This window comes from Paenibacillus sp. LHD-38, assembly GCF_031157315.1.
GTDB lineage: Bacteria > Bacillota > Bacilli > Paenibacillales > Paenibacillaceae > Pristimantibacillus.
In genome coordinates this window covers 241741-268710 of the sequence record NZ_JAVIFU010000001.1, presented here as the reverse complement: position 1 = coordinate 268710, position 26970 = coordinate 241741, and the positions used below count along the sequence as shown (strand labels likewise).

The following is a 26970-nucleotide window of genomic DNA, read 5'->3' as shown; positions in this document are numbered from 1 at the left end:
CCTCTTTCTCTAAGCTGTTGACCATGTAATCGTGACCTTTAATCCCCCAAGATTGGATGATGAGAAGCTAACCCCTGCGTTTCCACGGAAGCGCAGATGCATGCGCTGATGCACATTCCAAAGCCCGCAGCCCATCTGCTCATCCATTTGATGCTGCATTTTGTGCTGAAGAATCAGGATATCCTCCGCGCTCATCCCCTTGCCGTCATCCTCAACGATCAGCCTGGCCCCATCCTCATGCCACTCACCTGTAATTTGGATGACCGAAGCATCCGACCAAGCTTCAATACCATGAATAACTGCATTCTCCACAAGCGGCTGCAGCATCAGCGGCGGAATCTCTAAATGAAGCATCTCCGACGGTAAATGAATGGAATAATTCAGCCTCGCCATTCGCATCTTCTGAATTTCCAAATAGCTCGTTACGAAATTTATTTCCTCCGATAAGGCTACAAGATCACGTTCCTGCCTTGTCGTATACCGGTAATAGTTCGATAAATGGTGGGACATGGCGACGACTGCATCGTTTTTCTCCAATTTAGCCATACTCGATATGAACGAAAAACAATTATAAAAGAAATGCGGATTGATTTGCGACTGCAGCTGTTTTAGACGAGCCTCCCGCACATGGATTTTTTCCAAATAGACCGTTTCGAACAGCTCTTGGATTTGGGCTACCATCAAGTTGAAGCGCGTATACAAAAAGCCGAATTCGCTCCTGCCGCGCGGCTTCATCCGTACCGAATAATCCCCGTTTTTCAGCTTTTGGAAACCGATGACGAGACGTTTGATCGGCACCTGCACCTGCGCGTATAAGAGATAGGCCGCAATACAGCAAAGCAGCAGCAGGGCCGCCATGGAGACATAAAATAATTGATTGGTTTTTTGAATCGGCCGGATGATTTCGGTTATTGGAATATAGTCAATCAAATGCCAGCCCATCGTTTCCGACTTAACGATATTGACCAAATATTTTTCTTCCCCTACTTGAACCGTCCGGCTCTCCATATCCTTCAGCGGCTCTGACTTCAGATGCGTGAGTACCTGATTCGTCAATTCCTTATCCACCGAACGGTTATAGATGATTCCCACATCTTCCAAATAGTAAAAAGGCTCTCTACGTCCGCCGCTCTTGAACTTGTCCAGCATGTCCTTAATATTCGAGCTGTCGAACTGAACCTCAATAATCAAGTTGGAGCCGCTCGGATCCAAATAGCTCGAATACGGGGTTACCGCATACCGGGAAAAAACGAACTGCTCGCTCTGCCCATTATTAACCGATTTCACTTGCCAGCCGGGCTTCAATCTTTTTTTCAAGTCCGCATCGTCATATTGAACTGCGTCACGATCGGAAATATCCCGATGAATAATCGGCGAATAAATATGCAGGCTGCTGCGCCATTTTGATGAGTTTTGCTGAATGGCAAGCTTCGTTTGGATCCGTTTGATTAGCGTTATCGTGTTCAGGCTCAGCTCATTCGTTTCGATGAATAAGTCGCGAAGGGATGAAATATCGGGGTCCTGGATAAGCAGGTCAGGCCAAAGCGCCATGGAATCGATCGTTGTATTGACTTCGTTTTGAAAAAAAACAAGCTGGTTCGTGTTCGACTTATTAAGCTCCTCGCGAAGAACATCCGTGCTTGTCTTGTTGGAATAAAAATAAAGGAGCAGAATCGGCGTCAGCATAATGATGATCAGGGCGACGATTTTGGTAAATAGATTTATTTTCGGCATGATGGCTTCGCACCTCTACAGGATGTTCTATGGGCAGCTATATAGCTAATTTTTTCGCCCTCTCCACCATACGTGGACACTTAGGATATATCAACCTGTAAAATCAAAACATATGCAATGTTTTCGCAACCCATTCAAAAGCATATCCTTATTCCCGCAAAAAAAAACCGGAGTTTCGGGGTTTCTCCGAAATTCCGGTTTTGTTCTTTTAACATTGAAATAAATGGAGGACCGATCTTGAATTGGGCAGGTTCTGTCCGCTGCGCGGGCAGATCATTCTTCCGATCGCTGTTGCAGCCAGATTCTTTGATTCTTCTTAGCCCCTAAAGGGTAAGAATCCGGCTGCAAAGGCGAACACTCCGTTTCTCCAGAACGATCTACTCGCTCCGCTCCAGCTTCCCTCTTTGACAGTTCCTCTTAACCGAATGATTTAAACAATGCCGTTGTGTAATATGGAATCGGCTCGATCTTATGGAATACCGCGATCTCGACGCCCTCAAAACGCTCCACCAAAGCTTGGTTAACAAAAGTATGCACCGTGCCTTTGCGCAAAGGCGTGATTGACAGATGCAGCTGCTTGTTCTCCAAATCGTCCTTGAACTGCTTTAAACCGATCGGCCAAGCATCGCCGTAATGGATGTGGTCCGTGAGCAAGCGGTTATCCATGTAAGCGCCGGCTACGTCGCCGTCGTATTCCACTTGCAGGAACACATCTGATACCTGGCTGGGCCAGTTGATATCCAGCTCGACGAGCGCGCTTCGCTCCTCCTTCTTGCTCACTTTTATCGTCGGCGCATAGACTGGAACCTCGATGTCGCAGGTTTGGAACATTCCCTGTTGCTTCGTTTGAACCGTACCCTGACTGGATAGAAGTGCGTGCTCCGGCAGCGCGGGACAAATCGATAAGCTCCAGCATGCTTGTCCTTCAGAGGTAGAAACGAGGCGCTCATCCTTTGCATAAAGACGGCTTTCGCTCATCACAAGTCTATCCTCGCCCCATAAGCGGAACTTATAGGTATTAAGAGCTTCCTTCCTTGACAGCACAAGGATTTGCACCTTGCTGCCGTTCGCAAGCACCGCTGTAAAAGCATGCTCACGGCCGATTTGCGGCCGAACGACGATGGTTTTCTCATCGATGGCAGCCTCTGCGGATTCGAGCGATACAGCCGCGACGCTCGAGCGGCTGAACACAAGCTCCGGCGCAAGCGAAGGCTGCGCATAAAAGACGAGAACCGGCTGTCCGTCCACATTCAGCTTGGTTAAAGGTTGAACGGTTGCGCTCACAATCAGCGCTCCCTCAATCTCGAGATTGAACGGCAGAACTGCGCATACGTCCTGCTTCAAAGTTAATGAACCCGTATGCGGGAATGCGACCTTCCCTTGTTCCGTATCCAGCTCGATTCGAATGCCCTCGCGATCAGGAAGCTCGAGATGATCCTGGAAATTGTTTAGGAACAGGAAGCCGGAGCCGTCCTTCTGGCGTACACACCAGCGCAGTGATTTCGTATCCTCCGGGTGAATAGCAGACTGCCCTTCCGGCAGCACCGTTCCCATGGGCGCCAAAATCGATCCGAATGCGTCCATGAACAATGACAAGGAGCGGATACGGTCATAGGACTTGCCTACACGCCCGAACTCGCCCAGCGGGGATTGGTAATCATAAGTGATTTTCGGAAGGCCGTATTCATTCAAATAACCATGCTTGCCTACCGGGTTGGAGCCGCCGTGATACATGTAATAGCCGAGCAGATTGCTGCCGCTTGCCAGCTTGACGAGCGTCATCGCTTCCACGCTCTCCGGGCTGACATTTGGACGAGCCGTATAGCTGACCTGCATGCCGCCCGCCATTTCGCAATACGCAACCGGATAATCAAGCGTATCGTAATTAACCTCCTCGGACGGCTTCACATGCAGGTCGCGGTAAATATACTCGCCGCTCGGCGGCTGGTTCGGAATCCATGGCGTATAGGCATAACCTGCCAGCATCGGCAGCGTGTCCGACTCCGGCACGGCAGCGCCGCCCCAGGCGGTAGCCGTAAAGAACATTGGCGTAATGCCTACTTCCTCTGCGATTCGGCGAAGCTCAGCCAAATGCTCGTTTCCGCCTTTGCCGGAGGACATAAATACGCCTGTCTTATACCCCCAAGAATCGAGCGGCGCTCCGCAGTGCATATACTCGTTCTCCAGCTGAACCGCGATGACCGGCCCGCCTTCCGCAAACAAGGAGCCTTTTACCTGCTTAGCAATTTGACGGTAGAGACGCTTCGCGTAAAATAAATACAATTCATCATTCGTACGGATTTCAAGCGGCTTGCCGAATACCCAGTCCGGAATGCCGCCATTTCTAACCTCACCATGGCAAAACGGCCCAATCCGCAGTACAAGCGGCAGCTCATGCTTGGCGCACAGATCCACGAAATGGCGCAAATTACGGTTTTCGTTCCAATTGAAGATGCCTTCTTCTTCCTCATGATAGTTCCAGAAAATATAGGTAGCGATGACGTTCACGCCGCCAGCTTTCATTTTCAGCAGCTCTTCCTCCCAGTGCAAATAAGAAAAACGCGAAAAATGAAATTCGCCAACGACCGGAATAATCGGCTGTTCATTGCGCAGCATGTAAAAATTCGTAAAGCCAAAGCTTTCGCCCTTCGGGTTCGAGCCTTTGCTGCCTGCCAGCTTGCCAGGCTTAATCTCTTTATTTGGGCCATCAAGCGTAAGTGAATACGTAGTCATGAGTACCATTCCTCCTATAATAAACAGCAAAATCAAAAACGTTTAATTGTTGTATTTGTAAGCAAGCATCGCAGGCAGCGCGTTTCCGTCAAAATCAAACAGCGTTGTATTATCGACAACATTCGGAGCATCCTTTTGCCAACCGACGCCCGGTACGTAAATCATGACCGGATCCCAGTAAAGAACGCCGAGGCATCTTCCCTGCTCCACCTGTTTGATTCCGTTCATCAAGGCGTATAGAAAATCCCGCTGTCCTTCCGGCGTGCTTTCATACGGCTCGGGCCCGTTGTTCTCCAACTGCCCCCTCATTCCGCTGCCTGTTGCCCTGTTCCAGTTGAAGCCCGTCTCCATTAAGAGAATATCCTTATCGAATCTTTGAACGAGCTTGTTGCAAAACTCAACGAGCTGCTGAACCGAAGCCTGCGTCCAGAAAGGATAATACGAGGGTCCGATAATATCGTAAGGCACGCCATAACGCTCACAGTTGCCAAAAAACTGCTCATACTTCGCATCCTCGGTCGCGCCATCTAGATGAATGACCACCTTGCTTTGCTCCGATACTTCCTTCACCGCACGATAGCCTGCCTTCAGCAGCTCTGCGAGCTGCGGCCAATTGGCCACAGATGCATCCGGATAGCAGATACCGCCTTGAATTTCATTGCCTAACGATACGTATTCCGGTGCGGTACCTTGACTGACCAAGCGTTCCATAAACGTGCGGGTATACTGATACAAAGCCTCTTTAAGCTCATCAAAAGCAAGACCCTCCCAGGCATGGGGCTTGTGCTGCGCCGCCCCGTTTGTCCAATAGTCGCTGTAATGAAACGAAAATTGTATTTGGAAGCCTTGCTCCTTCGCGCGTTTAGCCAAAGCAAGCGTTCGCTCCTCATTCTGGTACCCTCGCTCATCCAGCTGGTTAGACGGCCAAAAATCAGGATTACCTGGATCGTTATAAAGCCGGATCCGAACGATATTGTGGCCGTACGCCTTCAAAATCGCAAGGCCGTCCTTCGGCTCATTCTGGTCTCTGTAAATACCGCCGTTTTCTTCAATGCGAGGCAGCTCGGAGATATCGCCGCCCTTTAGCAGCTCGTAGGAACGGTCACTGCGCACCAGCTCAAAAGAATGTATGCTGCACCAATTCCCGCCAGCCGCTTCGGTATAAAGACCGATTGTGCATTCACCTTCCCTAACCTCGATGCCCCGAACGATTACCTCCAACCACTCGGAAGAGACCGGCAGGCTGGTCAGCCTAATTTCGCCGTTCGCAGCGTCAGCGTAAATGTAGCATTTCTGCTGCCCGCCACCGTTTTTGATTATGGCGGTTAACGTATAATAGCCCGGCTCTAACTGCTTTATGGTTTGCGAAACGACGAAACGGTACGCGGTTGTCTTTTCTATGTTGAGATATTCTACAGACGTCTGGCCGTCAAACAAAATGCTCGCGGTCTCTTGGCTGCTGCTTGAATAGATGTTCCAATCTGACAGTCTTCTTGCTTCGAAGGGAATAAACAATTTGTACCTCTCCAATCTATCAAGATGGTATCCCCTGTTATCGTAACAAACCGCCAGCAGCCGTTATAGGGTATATTCACAACATTATGGTTGCTTATTCAACCACTTAGATCCTTCCGGTTATTCAACTGCCGTTATATGCAGTTTGCCGTCCATCACGGAAAAGCCGGTAGGACGGCTAATATTGAAAGAAAGCCCGCCTTCAGCCGATATCCTGCCCGCAGGAATGATCAGGCACCAATCCTCCCCGGCGTCCAGAGATGGGATTTCATGCACGCTGCAGCTTCCGTCCGGATGGACAAGCGTGAACACATACCCGCTGACCGCATGCCTTGGAATATCGTCGCTGACGGACAAAACAACCTTCAGCGCTTGGTCCTTATCTAACGAAACATGCTTCACTGCAATCGGGGCGCTAATGGCGCGAAGCGTTTGATAAGAAGGCTTAGGCTCGCCGTATACGTCCGTCGTGCCGTGAACCCTTTGCCGCAATCGCCCTTCACCTTCTTCTCCCATTTGCGTACGGTAATCATTGAGGCTGAAAAATATAAGCGCCGCAATCCCCTCATGCTTGCGGTATTCCCCGGTCTTCTCCAGCAAAATGCCGATGCGCCTCTCATCTCCGCCCGGGAATGCCGGCTCACATAAGCCATACTCCGCAACGACAAGAGGCTTATCCTTATACGCGGCATCGATGCTGTGAATGACCTCCTTCATATCCAAATCGCCATGCCAAGTTCCGATATAATCATTCCACATCAGCAGGTCCCCTGCTCCTGTCGCGTCGCTCTCCGGCTTGAAATGAACCGAGTTGCTCACGTAATTAATGAACCGATTCCCGTCAAGCGTTACCATATATTGCTTCAGCTGTTTCATATAGCTAATCGTACGCTCGTCCTGGCCGTTCACTTCATTGCCCATGCCCCAAGCATAGATCGACGGATGATTGTAATGCCTAAGGATCATCTCCTCCGCATGCTGCTTGGCGATAGGAAGCAAGCTTTCATCCGGCTCACCGGGCTGCTGCCAGTGCGGAATTTCCTCCTGCACAAGAAGCCCATTTCGATCGCACCAGTCCAGCAGACGGCTGTCCTGCTGCCAATGGAATCTGGTAATAACGCAGTTCGCATTCTTGATTTGCTCCAGCACTTTAATGAGATCCGCCTCAGACTCCGCCATGCCTTTGTCCGGGTGGGACCCAGGCATCCATTCCACGCCCATCAGACGGACCGGCTCACGATTTAGCAGCAGCTGATGACCAGCGGCTTTGATCTCGCGAAAGCCTGCATGGATGCACAACTGATCTGTTTCAACCCCATCTGCCATGAGCGTAATATGGATGTTATAGAGATTCGGATGGTCAAAATGCCATAGCTCCGGCCGTTCAATAAGCAGGTCCTTCAGCAGCAGCAAGCCATCCTGCGCATACGTATCATACCGGTCGCTTACGATTAGCTTCTCTTTCCGCCAAACGGACAGCATCACCGTAATGGGTTGTTTCTCTGTCTCTGCTATCGCCGCATTCCACAGCTTTATCCCGCCCTTGATTATGCCTTCTTGTACCGAGTGGTCAGCACCCGAGAAAATCGGAATGGCATCCACCATCGCATAGTCGATAGCAACTGCTCCTGTTACGATCATGGATACGCCTCGAATGATGCCGCCGTCATCCGCCCAGTCAAAGCTGTTTCGGATCGGCAGCGCCAACTCGCTATTTTCGTTATTAACGGAAACGACAAGCCGGTTGGACTGACCAAATGACACAAAAGCGGAGATATCTATTATGAACGCCGTGTAACCCGAATGATGATGTGCGCCTGCCTGCTTCCCGTTTACCCAGATGATGGCATCCCGGTAAACCGCGTCGAACTGCAGGCGAATCGTTTGTCCCTGCCATTCCTTTGCAATCTGTAATTCATAACTGTACCAAGCAAGTCCTCTATATTCCTCAAAACCTCGTTCGACGTTCCATGTATGCGGAATCTTAACGCTCCGTGCGTCAGGCAAGCCGCATGCGAACCATTTTTCTTCCATGCCAATGCCAGCAGGATCCGTTTGAAACTGCCAGTCCTCCGCTAAACCCGTCGTTATTCGTATGGACATATCCTTTTTCATCCCTTTTCGCTTAAAATGAACGTACGATATCCATCGACAGTTCTCGATGGATATCGCACTTCTATTTATTTGCACATGCACTTATGAATAGCTGCACCCTGGTGGCCGCGATCCATCGCGATGGCAAGTTCGAATTGCTCAGCTGCATCCTGCAGTTGACCCAGCCCCAGTTGGCCAAGTCCCATCATAAAGCGGCAGTGGATCACGTTTCGTTTGTTCAAATCCTCATCAAATACGAGAAAATCAGGCAGCGATACGGCAAAATAATCTATTTTGACATCGTCGAACAAATGTTTCTCGGCAAAATCAATGAGCTTATTGAACCGGCGCTTGGCTTCTTTTCCGTTAGCCAGCTTTAACCATGCTAAGCCTTGATAGAAGATCATCTCCGGCGGCTGGTCGTTGTAATACATCGCGCTTGCCGGCTCCTCCAGCCCCTCCGACGCCGTCTTGAACGCCGCTTTTGCTTCCGCGGTTTCTCCAAGTGCCTCGTATGCGCAGCCGAGATAATAATACACATTGTTCTCCTGTGCGCCCGCCAGCTTGGCTTCGCCAAGATTTTCGGGATTCGTTAAGGCCAGCTTAAGCAGCCTTGCCGCTTCCTCGTACTGCTGCTCCGCAAGCTTTTTCTTCGCAAGCTCAACGAGAGCAAGCACATATTGCCCCAATGTTTTGCCTTCGCCGCCTTCCCAAGGATGGAACCTGCGTGCAGCAAGCAGCCCAAGCGCCTCCTCATGCCTCTCCAGAAGATTGTGCAGCGTCACATATTCCAAATACAGATCGTCCCTCGCTTGAACGAGCGCCATATGCTGCTGCAGAAGAGCCAATCTTTGCTCCGCCCCGAGATCGATTTTCTTATACAGCTGATCCAACTCATAAAACACGCGTGCATCGGTCTGATCGCAAGCAAAGGCTGTTTCAAGCGAGCTGCGCGCTTTTTCTGCTTCGTTCAGCTTGTTAAAATAGGCAAGCGCCAAGTTGCGGTGTGCCACCGGGAAAGCAGGATCGTTCGCAATAGAGCTTTCCCAGAGGGCAGCAGCTTCCGAATGGCGTTTTTTGTCGTAGTAGAAATTACCCAGGAAATAAAGTGCTTTGGCCTCCGCCGGACGCGCTTCGACAGCATTTTGCAGCACAAGAAGATCAAAAAGGCTGTTAGGGAAACAATAGTCCGGGTTTGCTTTATTTCCCGCCGTCAAATAGCGATCCGCCTGTTCCGTTTGATTTTGTTTTGCATAGCAGTAGGCGAGCGTGTAATGAACCATAGGATACGCATCCGCCTCATCATTTGGCGCTATGAAATGCAGTACCCGGATCGCTTCAGCGTATAGGCCCGCTCCAGCATAATCCGATGCCAGCGCGATATGGTTGTGGGCATCTTCGTGCATTAGCGACTGCAAATCCTCAAGCGTCTTTCTTGCGCCAGCTTCGTTCCCCGATTCGGAATAAGCCATGTACAATTCGTTGTATGCGCCGAAGTCGGCAATATCCAACTTGAGTGTTTCCGACGCACAATCTATCGCTTCATCCAATCTGCCAAGCCTACGCAGCATCGCCGTTTTCAAATCCCTTGCTTTGTAGTTGCGGGAATTCCGAATTAAGGAACGCTCTGTTAGTTCTAGCGCTTCCTCATATGAGCCTCTCTCCGCAGCAATTTGAGCAAGAGAAAAATATCCGCTATCCTGCCAGGTAGCTGACCATACCGATTTGTATAACGCGGCGAACGCCTCCTCCAATCGACCTTGAAGCTTTAGCGACACGCCAAGCTGATAATAGGCTTCACTGTCATACGGATTCGGATTTCGCCAGGTCAAACGGCTGATTGCCTTGCGGAAATAAGCCTCGCTTTGCTGAAACAATCCTCTGCGCAGAAGAAGCGTTCCGTAAGCGACATTGATGCGCGCGTCGGACTCATCGCGCTTCAGCCCTTCTAAGTAATACGCTTCCGGCTCAAACGTCGCATGGCGGTACTGCTCCAAATGCAGGCCGGCAAGATACAGCTCCTCATTTGTTTTGAGCTCCTGCGGCTCTGGCAGCGGCTTCGCCGCATCCGGCATTTCTTCAATGCTGGGTTTCTTCGGCTGGTAGCTGACGAGCACGCGTCCGGCGGCATCCTTCACCGTAAGCCTCAAATCATGTTCTTGATCATCTGCATGCAGCGGAACGATCGAAGTAAACGTCATACTTGGAGACAGATCCGCTGTCTCCAGCACGTAATTTCTGCGTTTGCTCTTCAGCTCGACCGTAGCCGCCCGGCAATCGGAGGTCGTATAAGCCTGTAGGGTCGCAGTCCTCGCTTGCTGATCAACCTCGAGGTTGACAGCCGCTTCGATGGTGGCGTTTTTGACGACGCCAATATTTTTGTAGGGCATGAAGTATTGTTTAAACGATTTTTCTTCATAAGGCTGCAGCCATGTAAAGTCTGGTTGATTGTCAGTATAAACGCCGGTCATCAGCTCGATATACGGGCCGTCCTCGTCCGTTAGGCTGCGGTCCCACGCCTGTCCGAATTCACCGTTCCCCCACGTCCATTGCTTCTTGCCGGGTGAAATATGATGGTTGGCCACATGCAGCAGACCCGCTTGCACCGAATGGTCGTAGCCGCCAACGAAATTGTAATCCGATTTGTAAGCCATATACGAAGTCGGTACCGGAATGTTCTTATACCTCGAAATATCGACGCCTTCCGAATAATCCATTTTGTAGTAAGTGCCTGTGGCAATCGGGAACTTCGATACATCTCGCTTACCATGGTCGAAAACGGCGGTGACATCGGGTGGAAACACCGATTGCGTATGGTCGTTGACCGCAACGGCCGGGTTGGCCCACCATAGGAAGGTTTGGGGCTCCGGTGTCCGATTGTACAGCTGGGCATGGATTTCCAAATAAGCCTTTCCCGGATGCAGCGTAAAGCCCGCCGTCACCTTCGTTCCATACATGCGGTCGATCTCGCTCACCCAAACCGTAGCACTGCCGTCTTCCTTTTCCTCTAAACGGTATTCGACGGGTCCAAACGTATTCGGGCGATGATGCTGGGGCCAGTTGAATTCAATGCCGCCCGAAATCCATGGACCGGCTAATCCGACAAGAGCCGGCTTGATGACCTGGTTGTAATAGACGAAATCATATTGATTCGTTTTGTCTACGGCCCGGTAAATGCGCCCGCCAATCTCCGGCATAATTTCAATGTGTAAATATTCGTTTTCAAGAATGACCATTTTATAAGACTTTGGTGCTTTCTCATCATCAATCTTATCGATAACCGGGTGCGGATAAACGCGGCCTGAGCTGCCCTGATAGACGCGTTTCTCCAAAAACATCGGATTTTTATCGGGTTTGCCTACGCCGTATGTCGGGATTTGCACAATTTCCTCCCATACGCGCGATCGTTCTTCATTAGTATTCAATCCGCTCACTCCCTTTGGTTAGTTAACTATCCTATAGCTATACCTTACTGGAGAGGAGCCTCGCTTGCCATTGATTATCCGCTGTTCATGATGGATGATACTCTGATTTCCAAACTCCAATCTGCTTGAATTTTGGAAGCCGGGAATGTAAAATACGCATAGGCTCAAAAAAGGAGGTCCGAGTCCTATTCCCAAAAAAATGGAAGGCTTCAATGACGAAAAAATCATCGTTCTGCCGCAATACCAGCTAAACGAAATGATCGCCCAGCCTTTAATTCGCGATACATATATTACCGATATCGGCTATTATCCACGTGCTAAAAGCCACTATCGCGAACGTCCGGCAGGCTGTGATTCCCATATTTTGATTTTCTGCGTAGGCGGGGAAGGCTGGATTAAGCTTGCTGGCCAAAGCAGTTTTCAGCTGACCGAGCAAACCCTTGCCGTTATCCCGCCGAACACGCCGCATGTATACGGCGCGGACGAAACCGATCCATGGAGCATTTACTGGTTTCACCTGAATGGGGAGCAGGTCGGTGCACTCATCCAAAGCAGCGGTCTCGATGCGGGTCCGATCCGGCTCTCCTTAACCGATTCCGAGAAAATCAGGGATCTGTTCCATCAATGCTATGACCTTTTGTCGGCCAAAGCCTATTCGGCTTCGCATCAAATCCATGTCTCGTACACGATGCGCTATTTGCTAAGCTTCATCGGGCTTATTCCGCGTAGAAAGCAAGAGGCCAAGACGCAGGCATATATCGAGCAAGCAATCCTATACATGCAGGAGCGGCTTGAAATGGACATGACCATTGACGGGCTAGTTGCCCATACACGCGTCTCCAAGCAGCATCTTAACCATCTCTTCAAGCAGGCGACCGGTTTTGCTCCGATTGATTATTATTTACGTCTCAAAATGCAAAGAGCATGCCAGCTGCTGGATTTGACGGACAACAGCATCAAGGAAATCAGCATATCTCTCGGCTTGAGCGATCCTTACTACTTCTCCCGTTTATTCAAAAAAATCATCGGCTCCTCTCCCTCCGATTACCGCAGTAAGCTGAAGGGTTGATTACGCGGCTGCAGACAAAAGTAACCGGCTGATGCCGTTCTTGTCGGCAAAAGCCCGTTTCTTGGTGAAATTTAAGGATCATAGTAGATTTACTTTCTTATATTTAAAGCGAAAAGGACGCTTCCGGAATGGAAGCGTCCTTTTCGTAAAACGATTCAAGCGTAAACGGCTGACGCCGTCCTTGGCGGTAAAAGCTCGTTTCGCGGTGAAATATAAGCAACGTATAAGGTTGAATTTTATACTTTCTTATATTTTAATAAATAAGGCGATACATTCTCTCTAAAATAACCGCTGCCTGCGCTCTTGTAGCATTTCCTTGCGGCACAAACTTCCCTTGCCCCATTCCGCTAATAAGACCGGTTTGCTGCAGTTCTTTCACCGCTTCCTTCGCATACGCGGAAATTTGCAGTTCATCGGAGAAAGCGGCTCCGTTTTCTTGCCCTTCTAGCTTCGCGTTAACCGCTTGTGCGGCACGATAAAGAAGAACGGCCATTTCCTCGCGGCTAATCTCATCCTGCACGCCAAAGCTTCCATCTGTCTTGCCCTTCACAATGCCGAGCTTATGCGCAGCTGCAATGGATGAAGCGTACCATGCATCCGCCTTTACGTCCGTAAAGCCAGAAACTCCGCGTTCTGTTTTCACGTCCAACACGTTCATCAGCATCTGAACGAATTGTGCTCTCGTTACGGAGGCTGACGGCTTGTAGGTTACATCCTCAAAGCCGCTGATGATCCCTCTTGCCGCCAAGAATCCAATGCTTTGCTGCGCCCATGCCGCGCTTGCGAGATCTGTAAATATGGTTTCTTTGTAGATCGCCGCATATTTGCTGAAATGCGCCGGGCTAAATGTAATCGTTCCTTTATCCTGTTGGTAAATGGCATTTTTAACGATCTCCAGCTTTCCGTCATCGCCGATGTAATAAACAATGACGTTATTCGGATCCTCGCCCTGCCGCAGCTTGTAAGGCAGCTCAACCTTGACCGTATTCGGTTCGAATTGAGCGATTTTCTTGCCGTCGACGGTTAGATTAAAATCGATAACCGCATGACTGCCAACCGCCTTTTTAATTTCGCTTGGCATTAAGGCTTTGTCTGCTTCTGCAACCGAGAGCTGGACGCTGCCTGAGGCAGAATGAATGTGCGCCTTGAACATGCTCGGCGCAAGCGATATCGTTGCTATTCCAGTGTTCACAATGATGGCCTTCAGCTCTTCGGCTGCCGCATCTGTGATCTGCTGCGCAGGAATTTCAATGAGCATTGCTGTTCCTGCCGCTGACGGTTGAACATTCAGCGTGACCGTTTGCTCAGCCTCATTTTTTGTACCTTGCTTCAAATCTACCTCTATCGTCTGCATTGTCGGTGCTGGCGTCGCAGCCGGAGCCGGTGTGGCTTCCGGCCCCGGGATCGGCGTTGGCGACGGGTTAGGTTCTACCGCCTCAGCCGCCAGTACGATCGTTACTCCTGCAGTCGCCTGCTTATCGACAACGTTTATGCCTGCCGCAGAGTTCGTCTGATACCCGGCTTTGTTTGCCGTAACCGAATATCCTGCACCGACTGGCACATCCGGCAAGCTGAACTCTCCTGCCTGATTCGTTATCGCCGAATACTCGATTCCGCTTACCGTCACGTTCACGCTGGCTTCTGCTAGCATTCCGCCTGCCTCATCCGTTACAGTACCCGTAATCGCTCCGCTTCCAGCTCCCAAATATCCTAACGTGACCATATCAACGTTAACCCAGTTTCCTGCATTTGCATCGGCATAGAAGCCTATCGTCAGCTCACCTTGCTTCACCAGCACATTCATGCTGTATTCGGTCATTGTGTTCGACTTGGGAATATCCATCCGTGCCAGCTCGCCGCTTGCATCCTTGGCATACATGTAATATTCCTTTTGGTCACCGCCATTGTAGAACCAGGCAGATACCGTGTAGTAGCCGTTCGCCAGTCCCGTAATCGTCTGATTCGCATCTGACGTGTACGCGCCGGCCAGCCAATTCGAGAAGACATAACGGCCATCCTTCGAACTCGCATGCGTTTGGGTATAGGTTCCATTCTCCGTTCCGGTTATCGTCCAGCCGGGAATCGTATATTTACTTGCGCCCTGCGTCTCGAATCCGGCATTCACGAGCGGAATCAGCGTGCCCAGCTTCAAGTTGACAGCTGTTGTTTCAGTCATCGCCGTTACCGAGACCGCAGAGACCAAGCCGTTCATATATCCGGCTTTGCTTGCCGTAACTGTATAGCCGTTTTCGCCTAGCACATCCGACAGGATATATTTCCCGGAAGCATCCGTTTGCGCGGTGTATGTTTTTTCACCCTTGACCGCCTTGACCAAGGCTCCTTCAACCGGAGCATAAGAACTGTCTCTCACGAAACCGGCAATCGCACCTAAATTATTAGTTAAAGTTATCCGAACATCGCTAGTCGTTTCGCCGACCGTAACGGAAAGCGCTGACGACTCGCCGTTTAAATAACCGGTCTTCATTGCCGTCACCTTGTAATCGGTTCCCGCAGGCACGTTTGCCAGCGTATATTCGCCCGCTTGATTCGTTTCCGCGGAATAGCTTTTGCCTCCTGCGGTCACGCTCACCTCCGCCTCGGCAATCGGCGCAAGGTCACTGCCTATTACTGTTCCCGTTATCGAACCCGAATTCAATGTAACGGTTAAATCAACGGATGGGGTCGTTTCACCGATGGCAACAGCGACGTCGTTTGCTTCGCCGGCCGCATATCCCTCTATTTCCGCCTTGACGGTGACGTTTGAAGCAGCCGGTAAATCGGCAAGCATATATTGCCCTGCTTGATCGGTAAGCGTATTGTACGCAACGCCTTCAATCATTGCACTCACTTTCGCCGATGCGGCAGCATGATTGTTCTGATCCTTCACAGATCCCGTAATGGAGCCGCCAATCAATGTCACGTTCTGATTCGCCGTAAACTCTCCTGCTTGCGCAAGATTTACGGTCAACTGACCTTGCTGGTAGCTATTTTTGGATACGGCAATTTCATATGATGTGCCAACAGGCAAATCCGGAATGAAATAATTGCCTGCTGCATCGGATTTGGTTGTATAAGTTGAGCTGCCCGCTGTTGCTACGATTGTTGCATGAGCGATCGCCTTGCCCTGCGAGCCGCGGATGACACCGGAAATATGCCCTACGGTCGTGCCCTCCGTATTTTGCTTGTAGGCATCATGAGAAGGCAGCGCCTTCCCGTTAAAATCAAACAGCGTCGTATTCGATACAACGTTCAGGTCAGGCTGATCGTCGATTTCCTTGATCGCCCAGCCTACGCCTGGCACCGCGATCATGATTGGATCCCAATACAGATCCCCGATGACTCTGCCGTTCTCCACGCTTTTCAAGCCGTTGAACAAATTAATCATAAATTCCTTTTGCCCTTGCGGGGAGCTCGTGTCCGCAGGATAAGGGCCATTGTCGTTCAGTTGGCCGATTGTTCCGTTTGGAAGCGTCGGATTCCAGTTATAGCCTGTTTCCATGATCATGATGTCTTTATCGTATTTTTGACTGAAATAGTTGCAAAATGCCACGATTTGTTCAATCGTATTATCCGTCCAAAACGGATAATACGACGGTCCGATAATATCGTAATCGACATTTCTTGCCTCGATCTGGTCAAAAAAGCTTTCATATTTGCTTGTATTTCCTGCATCATCCAAATGCAAAATGACTTTTGACTGCGGAGAGGCCTGCTTGACCGCTTCTGCCCCTGCTTGCAGGAATCGCGCTAAATTGGCCCAATTGTCACCAGAGGCTCTGCCGTAAGGAAACAGAATGCCCGATTGCATCTCATTGCCTAATGAAACGAACTCAGGCGCCGCTCCTTGATTCACCATCGCCGTCATGACATCAAGCGTATAGGCACGCAATAGCTGCTCCAGCCTATTTACCTTTTCGGCTTCCGTTGCGAGGCCGCTGATTGCCGTTTGCCATTCGTTCGGGATGTTATGCGTAGCGCCGTTCGTCCAATAATCGCTGTAGTGGAACGACAGCTGGATTTGCAGTCCTGCAGCCTTAGCCCGCTTCGCAAGCTTCAGGATGTCTGCTTTATCCATAATGCCGGCCGGCCGGTAGTAGCTGCCGTCGCCATGTCCTTTGCCGGGGGCATTGTACACACGCAGGCGTACGATGTCGTGGCCGTTCTCTTTTAAAATTTGGAAAAGATCCTTTTCGTTGCCGCTGCCGTCATAAAACTTGCCGCCCTGCGATTCCACATAGGTGAGCTCGGATACGTCCCCGCCTTTAAGGAATCGGTAAGGCTTGTCGTCCTTTACGAGTTCAACGACATCAAGCCTTGCAAAGTCGCCTGCTTTGGCGTCCGAATACAAGCCGATTGTTGCTGTTCCGTTCGTTACATGGATGCCTCTCAAATAAACCTTCGTCCACTCGCTGCTGATCGGCAGCGCCGCTCTAGCTTCCGAAGTGCCGGTGTCCCGGGCGTACAGGTAGCTGGCCTGCTGGCCGCCGCTATTTTGCGCCCAAGCCGTCAGCGTGTAATAACCGTTCTCCAAGCTTGTCAGCGTTTGGTAGGTCAATACCCGGTAATCGCTGTCAGACGAATGATTCAAGCTGCTGCTGCTCAAATAGCCGGGAGCATCCGTGAAGGAAGCCTCAGCATCTCCATCCTCCGACCAGGAGCTGATTACCTGTGACTGGCCCTCCGCTTGAAAGCTTCGGTTTTCGATAGCCACACCGACTGGCTCCAGCTCAACCTCATCCTCTTTAACCAATGAAACCAAGTCGACGCCCAGCCATTTATCTGCTCCCCCGTCCGCATAAAAGCCAATGGTTGCGCTGTTATTCTCAACGATAACCGGCAGGCTGATTTTGGTCCATGAGGAGGAGCTGACCGGAATCGTTACCTTTGCCTCTGCTCTTCCCGTATTCTTAGCGTACATGTAGCTCTCTGCAAAGCCGTCGCTTCTTGCAGTCCATGCTGTTAGCGAATAGGTCCCGTTCTCCAAACCCGTTACCGTCTGAAATGTATTCGCGGTATAAGCGCTTGCGCTCCAGTAATTTAAACGGTTAGTTCCGCCGTTCTCTGGCGACCAGCCAGTTTGAATAGCGATAGGCATCGCGCTGCCCTCGGGTCCGAAGCTCATCTCCCAGCCGGTTAAACCGCTTTCAAAGCTAGCATTTTCAAGCGCTTTGACTGGCGCTGCTTCATCCAGTACGAGCGTGACCAGATCGACGCCCATGTAATTGCTGGCAGATGCCTTGCCATCCGCATAAAAGCCGATCGTCAGCTGATTGTTCTCAACAGTGACAGGCATGCTGATTTGTATCCACGAGCCGCTTACCGGCACATCAAGCTTTACCTCCGCAAGCCCCGAGTTTTTGGCATACAGATAACTTTCGTTAAAGCCTGCTCCCCGCTCCACCCATGCGGACAGCGTATACGAGCCGTTCGTCAATCCTGTTAACGTCTGATGCGTATTAGCCGTATAGGCGCCAGCGCTCCAATAGTCCAGTCTTTTCGTGCCCCCGCCGGCCGGAATCCAACTCCCTTGAATCGAGATGGGCGTCGTGCCCTCAGCCGGAGTAAAGCTCGTCTCCCAAGACTCCAAATCGCTCTCAAAGCTTCCGTTCGGCACGGCAATTGCCGCTCCTGCCGCATGGACAGCCGACATAGGGAAACCCGCGAAAAGTCCAAAAACCATACAAAACACCATAATTATGCTCATGCCCCTACGTACACTGCCTGCTCTGCTCAATCTTAGTCACTCCCCTAGTTCTGTAATCGATCCCCAATCATTCTGCAGCAACCGAATAAAGCGCTACCATTTTCTCGCACGATAACGGGTTTACTTTCCACAACTTTAACTTTAAAGGATTTCATAGGTTCTACAAGCAACACAAATGCAAGATTTTAGCAGGTTTCGCAACCAATTTGAAACGATAGAGGGCATCCGTTCGACTGCGGCGCCAAAACACTTATTCTACTAGGAGCTTATACAGCAGCTACTCTATTCAATAGACATCTCACACTTACATTAGAGCTTGTAAGCAACTTCTGATGAGACATCTCACGCTATATATTCGAGCTTGAATCAGCTTCTCTATTCCAGAGACATCTACCTCTTACATTAGAGCTTGTACAGCAGCTTCCCTTCCGAAGAGACATCTTACACTTTACAATGTAGTTAGTGCATTAGAATCCTTACTTGCAGAGCCAGAGCCTGCTCTACAATGCAGTTTGTACAATAGCATCGTCAATTTTAGAGGTTTTACAGGGGATGGGTGCCCTTTCTACTGTATTTACTGCAGCGCAGCTTCTCCAGTTGAGCGTTATGTCAGGTTTCTATTGCAGTTTCTGCAATGTAGAGAGGCGCTCCAGCTGCGGGATCTAACGTGGCAGATTAGGCTTCTTTCTTTCGTTTATGAGGGGAGCGTTTTCCGAGACAGAAACTTATCAATTGAAAAAGCCCCTAAAACAAAAAGGTGACTCCTTAAGGCACGGAGCCTTTAGAGTCACCTTTTTATGATATGAATTGATTCTAGCCTTTTTCAATTAACTAACTCAATATAGATGGAATTTCTCCTTCTAATATGATACCGATTGATTAGTTTAGGCGTTTAGCTGGAATTTCTACACCTAATTCAAGGAAAATAGGGGTTTTTAGATGATACAAGTTAAAACAACAGGAGAAATTCCATCTATTTCTTATAATCGACTGAATGTCGCTCCATTAACGGGAGAAATTCCATCTAATCATCCGTCTGCAAACTATGCAGTCAACGCGGAGCGAGAAGATCCTTTTTCGAACGTCTGGTTCGTCACCAGCAAAAGTCTTCCCATTATATGCTAATTACATAAAATATCCGATACAGCTCCTTCTACTTCTACTTCTACTTCTACTTCTACTTCTACTTCTACTTCTACTTCTACAGCTTCTTCTACAGCTTCTTCTCCCACTCCTGCTCCTGCTCCTGCTCCTGCTCCTGCTCCTGCTCCTGCTCCTGCTCCTGCTCCTGCTCCTGCTCCTGCTCCTGCTCCTGCTCCTGCTACTGCTACCGCTCCTGCTACCGCTCCTGCTCCTGCTACTGCTACTGCTACTGCTACTGCTCCTGCTCCTGCTCCTGCTCCTGCTCCTGCTCCTGCTCCTGCTCCTGCGCCTGCTCCTGCTCCTGCTCCTGCTCCTGCTACTGCTACTGCTACTGCTACCGCTCCTGCTACCGCTCCTGCTCCTGCTACTGCTCCTGCTACTGCTCCTGCTACTGCTACTGCTACTGCTACTGCTCCTGCTCCTGCTCCTGCTACTGCTACCGCTCCTGCTACCGCTCCTGCTCCTGCTACTGCTCCTGCTACTGCTACTGCTACTGCTACTGCTACTGCTACTGCTACTGCTACTGCAACTGCTACTGCTACTGCTACTGCTACTGCTACTGCTACTGCTACTGCTACTGCTACTGCTACTGCTACTGCTACTGCTACTGCTACTGCTACTGCTACTGCTACTGCTACTGCTACTGCTCCTGCTCCTGCTATTGCTCCTACTGCTACTGCTACTGCTACTGCTACTGCTACTGCTACTGCTACTGCTACTGCTACTGCTCCTACTGCTACTGCTACCGCTACCCTACTTCTCCTTCTACTTCTACTTCTACTTCTACTTCTACTTCTACTTCTACTTCTACTTCTACTTCTACTTCTACTTCTACTTCTACTTCTACTTCTACTTCTACTTCTCCTGACCGAAGGTCCTAGAAATAACAAATCCCCTCCGCCAAGGCGAAGGGGACTTATCGTTATTGGCCTAACAAAATTTTCGCATAAGGCGAATCGATTGGAATCATGATGACCGGCTCATTCTGCAGCGTGGTTGTGTAGCTTTCCAGCGTCCGATAGAAATTATAGAACTGCGGATCGCTGCCGTACGCTTTGTTATAAATAATGGCAGCTTCACGCTCGCCTTCCGCGACGATTTTTTTCGCGTCGGCTTGCGCCTGGGCAAGCAGCTCCGTTGCGGTACGGTCTGCTTTGGATGTTATTTTGCGCGACTCCTCGTCACCCTCGGACAAGTAGCGTGCCGCAATAGACTGACGGTCAGAGATCATGCGGTTATATACGCTCTGCTTGTTCTCCTCAGGCAAATCGGTGCGCTTGATGCGGACGTCGATAACTTCGATACCATAGTTGTCTCTCGTCAATGCCGACACGACATCCTTCGTAATCTCGTCGTTGATATTGCCCCGTGCCGTGTTCTCGCTGATGATGTTGTCGTAATTAACCTCAGACAGCTTGCGGCGAACGGAGTTGTACACCGCTTCATCGATCCGCTGAATACCGCCGCTGACCGATTGCACCGTTCTCAAAAACTGCGATGCATTCGTAATGCGCCACACGGTATAGTTATCCACGACGATCGGCTTCTGATCCTTTGTCAGTATGGTCGTCGGACTGCTCTCGTACGTCATTTGGTACTTCGGCAGCGTCGATACATTCTCAATAAACGGCAGCTTGAACTTCAACCCTGGCTCGGGAACGGCTCTCATCGCCTCGCCGAACCGAAGCACAACCTTGTATTCGCCTTCCTTGACGATAAACATCGAGCCTGAGCCCAGAATCACAACGGCCAGCACAATGACAAGCGCTATCCAATGGTTTCTTTTCATTGCGCGTCACCTCCTTTAGGAGCTTCCGCGGCTGGCGGCGTCGTGGCCGGCGGCGTAGCAGTGCTTCCGCTGCCGCTTTTCAGCAGTTCATTTAAAGGCAAATAGTTTACGGTATCGCTGTTCGAATTCGTAATAAAGATTTTGGCATTCGGCAATATTTTCTCCAGCGTCTCCAGCACCAACCGGCTTTGGGTTACGTTCGGATTGTTTTTGTACTCGCCGAATATCGCGTTGAATTTGGCAACGTCGCCCTCCGCGTTCAGGATACGCGATTTCTTCTGGCCCTCTGCGTTTTCCAGAAGAGCCTGCGCCTCGCCGCGCGCTTTCGGTATTCGGTCATTCTCATATTTCGCAGCATTGTTGATTTTCGTGCTCTTCTCCTCGCGCGCATTCGTTACTTCGCGGAAGGCTTCCGCTACCTGCCCGCTTGGCGGCTCGATATCCTGGAACTTGATATCGATAATTTGAATACCGGTCTGATACTTCGCCTGCAGCTCGATCAGCTTCTCGCGAACCTTGTCTTGAATGACCGTTTTACCGTCCGTGATCGCATAATCAAGCTTCTCCGAGCCGATGACCGCGCGGATCGAAGAGCTAGCGGCATTACGCAAAAATTGCTCCGCATCCGAGATATTATATAAATAATCGTGAATATTGCTGATCTTCCACTGCACGACTGCGTCCGCCGACACGATGTTTTCATCGCCCGTAATCATCATCGCTTCCTCGTCGACCGGAATCGCTTCCGAGCCCTCTTGACGGTAGCCGATATGAATCCGCTGGGTCAGCTCCGCCGGTACGGTAATGACCTGTTGGATCGGATACGGCCATTTGAAATGAAGACCGGCCGAGGTTTCATTCGAGTATTTGCCAAAGGTAAGAATGGCAGCCCGCTCCTGCTCCTGCACCGTATAGAAGGACGTTGATCCTACGTAAATCACGACGATTGCCGCGGCTACTCCAATCAAAATTTTCTTTAATGTCCCCGGCTTTAGCTCCGGCGGCCTGCGGCCGGCGCCCATGCTGTGATTCTGCGGCTGGTTTTGGTTCTGATCCATGAAGCTCAATAACATCTCTCCCCTTTCAAGCATCTCTTAGAGTGTGCGACGAAAAATCGCAATATGGGATATTACGGGAATGTGAGCCAAAGGTCACGGATTTTGCGCAAATTTAATTGTTTTTCCAAATAAGCATTTGGATATCTACGATTTCCTGCGTTTCTATCCTTTTAGCTGTTATATCGAAGAGGTCATCTACTGAAAAACAAGCTAAATATAATGAATACACTTCTAGCTAAATTCAGACCCAAAACAATCGTCAATTGCAAAAAAATAGGGAATGCCCGCAATTTACGCAGCGGAACATTCCCTTAACTATTAATTCTCGTACAACCAATCAAGCGTATCCACGCTGCTTGCTCCTGCCAAATCGCGGACACGCAAGGGCTGATCCGCTTTAATGATTCCGACGATCAAATAAGCGCCTTGGCCGAATACGATCGTGTGGCGTCCCGGCTCGTAGGCAAAGGCATGCACATTCACGTTCGGGTAAAAGAAAACGCTAACCCCGTTTTTGATAACGGGCGACAGCCCCCCGCGGTCATCAGCATGCGTATTTTCCTCCAAATTCGGAACCTTCAGCCATTCCGCGTCCGCGGAATTGAAATATCCGACCAGTACACGGGCGGGCTCCTTCAACTCAAGCTCTAGGCTTCCCCCTTCCTTGACCGCTTGCTCCCGGCTCAGACGAATACCGGTCAGGCCGACAAGCTCTTCCGCCACTTGCGAGGCAAGGATTTCCCCGTCCGTGAACAGCTTGGCTTGATTCCGGACCTCATACGTTTCCGCATGCGGTGAATGGAGCGTGAAGCCGGCCTGCGCATAAGGCACCATGTCCTGTTCCGATTCCAGCACCTTCTGCGGCAGTTTACTTTGCCTCAATTGCTCCACATTCGCGGAGAAGTTCGCATACTCCTCTTCGTAAATTGGAAGGCAAGCCCGCCAATGCCCGTACTTCTCGCCATCCGGAAACGGCACTCTGCGCTGCGGGGTTTGCATGCTGTTTGCATAAAGATACGTATTGTCCGTCAATGCGGCAAGCTCGCGATAATAGTCGAGGCTTTTCCGGAAATCGGGCAGCGCTTGTTCAAGCAGCTCCGCGTGAGCCAAAAAATCGGTCCCCGACATGCGCTTATAGGTGAGAATCCGGATAGCAGCCCGAACCTTATGCGTATACGAACGGGTCATCAGTGCGATCGCCGACACATCGGAGGCGATTCGTTCGAATTCTTCCTGTCCGCGCGTGACGTGGGCCTTAGCTCTTCCGATCGCCCGTTCGGCCTTGTCGGCGTGATAATCAACGTTGTCCGCGATGTCAACCGGCGTCTCCCCGATATGTGCCTCCCCAAGCAGCTCCCGCTCGACATATTGCTCCAGCCGCTCCCCTTGCGGCGACTGGGATTCCCATAGCTCCTTCCAAGGGCGGTACCGCTCCGGATTCGTCAGCTGGCTCATCGTCATGCCGAGGCTCATCGTCTGGCGGTTCCCTTCCGTAATGCCGAACCTCCGCAGCAGCTTAGGCGCACATTCGCCCGACGCTTCATAAGCATCCAGGATCGCTTCGCCCGCTTCCCTGCTGCCATAGCGGCCAGTCAGCTCGCTAATCCAGTATTCGCGCTCAAGCTTCGGGTTCAGATCTGGATTCCACGCATAACGAAACCACGCCGAAAACCAGATCCAATCCCGTTCCATTTGCAGCTGCCGAGGCGTAGTTTTATCGGGGGAATACGGCCAATCCCAGTAGAATAGCGGATAAAGATGAATGCCGTTCGTGCCGAGCCGGTATTTGGCAGCCTGCACGCATTTCTGGATAAACGACGGGGCTCCGAAACGGAAAGGCTCCAGATTAGCCAGAATATGCACATTGAACAGGTGAACCGAGCCTAGCGAGCCGAGATGCCGGTGCGTCTCCTGCCAGTTTCCCCGAGGCGTGAAGGTTGTCAGTGATTCTCCGTTAAATTTGGCTTCGGTATACAAGTTCGCATAATTCGGAAGTGCCGCTTCCATCACCTTCTCCGACGGGATCGCATGCGCCCTCACGATAATCGGCGGCAGCTCTTTCCGGTCAAGGTCCTTCAGCCCTTCCTTCACGCCTGCCAGAATCGTTTCGTTGAACCATTCCACCCCATACAGCGCTCCTTGAAGCGCTTCGCCCAAACACACCATCAGACCGACATTAGGGTAGCTGCGGATGAACGCGGAAATCGCTTGGATATGATAATCGCTCGTGATGGGGAGCGGCTGCGGCTGATGCAGATCCAGTCCGTGTTTTTCGGCGAAAGGCAGCGGGATATGGATATTATAAAATTTGAGCACCAGCCAAATGCCGCGGCAGTCGCATTGCTCCGCCAGCCACTGGAAAATTTCCGCGTTGCGGGAAAACTCCTCCTCCGTCACCTCGAGCGCTTCCGGATAGTCCTCCAGCTTCACGAGCGAAGAAAACGGATGCCCCGTCCAAATATAAATGACGTTGCAGCGCTGCTCGAGCAGCCTGTCGAGAAATGTCTCCCATAACGCTTTATCGTAAAACCACGGAAATCTGTCCGGCGTTATCGGGTACTCATACGTTCTTCTAGGCGGCTCCACCTTCGTTTTCTGAAGGGGGACGACAGGCCCCCTCAGCTTCATAACCGGGGCATCCCCGTAAGCCAGCTCATCCGGCAGCTCTCCTTTATCGGCCAGAAGGGCGACAAGCTCCTGGCAGCCGTAAAGCGCCCCGGTGTCTCCACCGCCGGCGACCACGAACAACCGTCCGGGCAATTTCGCCAAATAAAACCCTTCGCCTTCAGGCGCATCATTGTGGTAGAGGAGCACTTCGTGCTCCTCTAATTCCCGGATAAAGGAACAATAGCGGCGGTCTCCGACCGCGATCTTGATTCCTTCCAACTGTCGGTAACTTGCCAGCGTGAGCGGTCCGGTTTCTTGAACGGAGAAGCCCAGCTTCAGAAGTGATTGCTTCAGCAATTCCGTTCCGAAACGAATGCGGGGCTCCGCCTGTTCGGGCACGGACAAATAGATTGTAGTCATGTGGGTTGCTCCTTTGTATCCATGCATTTTGCCTATTCGGCTAAATATTTCTCGAATATCGCTTGCGCATCGCTCAAGCCGACCTTCTCCAAATCACTCAGGTACCCGTTCCATGCTTCGTCGTTACCGATATCGACCATGCCCATGACGGCTTTAGTCGCAAACTGCAGCGCGACATCCTCAAGGGCGCTAACCGTGGTGTTGACCGTCTCCTGTTCCTCCTCGGTGAGCGGGGCGTTTTTCGGAATTAAATTAAAATTAGAGGCGAACTCGGTCATCGCTTCTTGCTTCTTCAGATACCCTGCATCGGATTTCAGGAATTCGCTGCTTTGGTTCAGCCACCAGTCGAAGCCGTACTGCTCCGCCACCTTCTGCCGGTCGAGCCCGTCCTTATATTTCAACGTACCGCCTTCGTTCACATAGGTCTCGTTCTCTAGACCCGCCTGATGGAACAGCTGGCCCTCCGGCGAAGCCCCCCACTCGACGTACTCGATCAGACGGTCCAGTTTCTCCTGATCGTCAGCCAGCTTGCTGCTAAATACCGGACCGAACAACGAGAAGTTGAGCGGCTTGAATTCGAGGGCAGGCTGGTCCGAAGCGCTTGGAAGGCTGCGAGCGTACTCCCATTCGCCCCCCGGAATATCCGTTAAGGCATAACCCGGATCAACCGTATGGCTTGCGTATTGGAAATCCATAAGGATCTTCCCGGTCAAACGTTTGGCCTTCCACTGATCCTGCGTCAGCGTTGCGAATTCCTTCTCGATCAGACCTTCCTTGTACAGCTTGGCAATAAAGGCCAACATTTCGCGGTGCTTCGGCGATGCCAGATTCCAAACGACCTTGCCGCCTTCGTCCGGATCGTTCCAGAAGCCGCGGGTATTGCTGTTTTTCGGATTGCGGAATGCCTGGCGGAAGCCGTTCATCATGTTTTTGACGCCGTTATTGTCCGTGCCTCCGCGCACGCCGATAGGCACTGCATCGGGATAGGCTGTTTTGAGCTTCTTCGCCGTCTCATAGAGCTCATCCATCGTTGACGGGAACGCGGTTACACCTGCTTTGTCAAATGCGTCTTTGCGGTAAATCCAGGACATTGGATCGTTGCTTGCCGTGCTCGGGAGCATATAAAGCTTTCCATTGCTGCTTCCGAAGGAAAGTAAAAGCTCCCAATCTGCATCGGAAAACAGCTTGCGGTAGTTCGGCAGCTTGTCGATGTAATCGCCGATCGGCAGCAAATAGCCTGCTGATGCCCATTTGGCCACGCTGGTCGGGCTGTTCATGTTCGGAATAAAATCAGGATAATCGCCGGATGCAAACATCACATTATACTTTTCAATGCCCGCCGAAAGCGGAATGGATTCAAAATCCCATTTCATATTGAACCGTTCTTCAACCTCTTTAATGTAAGCGTTCGGTATTTCATTCGGCGGATATTTGGGCATGCTTGCAACCGAAACCTTCAATGCGGCGTTTCCTTCGGCCGCGCCGTTTGTCGCCGCCGGTTCCGAACCCGAATCCGTCGTTTTCCCATTCCCGTTATTTGACTGGCTGCAGCCCGCCGCAATGGACGCAATCACCAAAATTAGCGCGAGCAGCGTTACTCTCCAATTCCTTTTTCCCATGTTCAACCATCCCCCTCATTTTTTATTCAAGGTAGAACTAACGTTTCCTGAGCATGCAAG

General features: G+C 50.9%; 12 protein-coding genes. 1 reads left to right on the top strand and 11 read right to left on the bottom strand.

What is annotated here, in order from left to right:
- Positions 1-9: 9 nt before the first annotated feature.
- From RCO25_RS01155 to RCO25_RS01135, 5 genes are all read right to left on the bottom strand, one after another.
- On the bottom strand, positions 10-1734 hold the full coding sequence (locus RCO25_RS01155) for a sensor histidine kinase (RefSeq protein ID WP_308994314.1): 1725 nt from the start codon (positions 1732-1734) through the stop codon (positions 10-12).
- A 417-nt stretch (positions 1735-2151) separates the two neighbouring features.
- On the bottom strand, positions 2152-4467 hold the full coding sequence (locus RCO25_RS01150; RefSeq protein ID WP_308994313.1) for a beta-galactosidase: 2316 nt from the start codon (positions 4465-4467) through the stop codon (positions 2152-2154).
- 42 nt (positions 4468-4509) lie between these two features.
- A complete protein-coding gene (locus RCO25_RS01145) occupies positions 4510-5982 on the bottom strand; it encodes a glycoside hydrolase family 53 protein (RefSeq protein WP_308994312.1) in 1473 nt (490 codons plus the stop codon).
- A 120-nt stretch (positions 5983-6102) separates the two neighbouring features.
- Complete coding sequence (locus tag RCO25_RS01140; RefSeq protein WP_308994311.1) at positions 6103-8085, bottom strand: glycoside hydrolase family 2 protein; 1983 nt, start codon at positions 8083-8085, stop codon at positions 6103-6105.
- A gap of 77 nt (positions 8086-8162) precedes the next feature.
- A complete protein-coding gene (locus RCO25_RS01135) occupies positions 8163-11501 on the bottom strand; it encodes a DUF5107 domain-containing protein (protein WP_308994310.1) in 3339 nt (1112 codons plus the stop codon).
- 199 nt (positions 11502-11700) lie between these two features.
- On the opposite strand from RCO25_RS01135, the gene RCO25_RS01130 reads away from it, so the two are divergent.
- Entirely contained in the window at positions 11701-12570 is an 870-nt protein-coding gene (locus RCO25_RS01130; RefSeq protein WP_308994309.1) for an AraC family transcriptional regulator, read from the top strand.
- A 253-nt stretch (positions 12571-12823) separates the two neighbouring features.
- Here the strand turns inward: RCO25_RS01130 and RCO25_RS01125 are convergent, their stop codons facing one another.
- The 6 genes from RCO25_RS01125 to RCO25_RS01100 all read right to left on the bottom strand — a co-directional run bounded on the left by RCO25_RS01125 (position 12824) and on the right by RCO25_RS01100 (position 26910).
- A complete protein-coding gene (locus RCO25_RS01125; protein ID WP_308994308.1) occupies positions 12824-18274 on the bottom strand; it encodes a glycosyl hydrolase 53 family protein in 5451 nt (1816 codons plus the stop codon).
- Between the two features lie 1121 nt (positions 18275-19395).
- The gene (locus tag RCO25_RS01120) at positions 19396-20307 is read right to left on the bottom strand and encodes a hypothetical protein (RefSeq protein WP_308994307.1); all 912 of its coding nucleotides are present in this window, start codon (positions 20305-20307) and stop codon (positions 19396-19398) included.
- Between the two features lie 32 nt (positions 20308-20339).
- The gene (hflC, locus tag RCO25_RS01115) at positions 20340-21206 is read right to left on the bottom strand and encodes a protease modulator HflC (RefSeq protein WP_308994306.1); all 867 of its coding nucleotides are present in this window, start codon (positions 21204-21206) and stop codon (positions 20340-20342) included.
- A complete protein-coding gene (gene hflK, locus RCO25_RS01110) occupies positions 21203-22264 on the bottom strand; it encodes an FtsH protease activity modulator HflK (protein ID WP_308994467.1) in 1062 nt (353 codons plus the stop codon). The genes hflC and hflK overlap by 4 nt, the downstream gene beginning before the upstream one ends.
- Before the next feature lie 318 nt (positions 22265-22582).
- On the bottom strand, positions 22583-25291 hold the full coding sequence (locus RCO25_RS01105) for a hypothetical protein (RefSeq protein ID WP_308994305.1): 2709 nt from the start codon (positions 25289-25291) through the stop codon (positions 22583-22585).
- A gap of 32 nt (positions 25292-25323) precedes the next feature.
- Positions 25324-26910: an extracellular solute-binding protein gene (locus RCO25_RS01100; protein WP_308994304.1), complete on the bottom strand. Its 1587-nt coding sequence runs from the start codon at positions 26908-26910 to the stop codon at positions 25324-25326.
- Positions 26911-26970 lie beyond the last annotated feature (60 nt).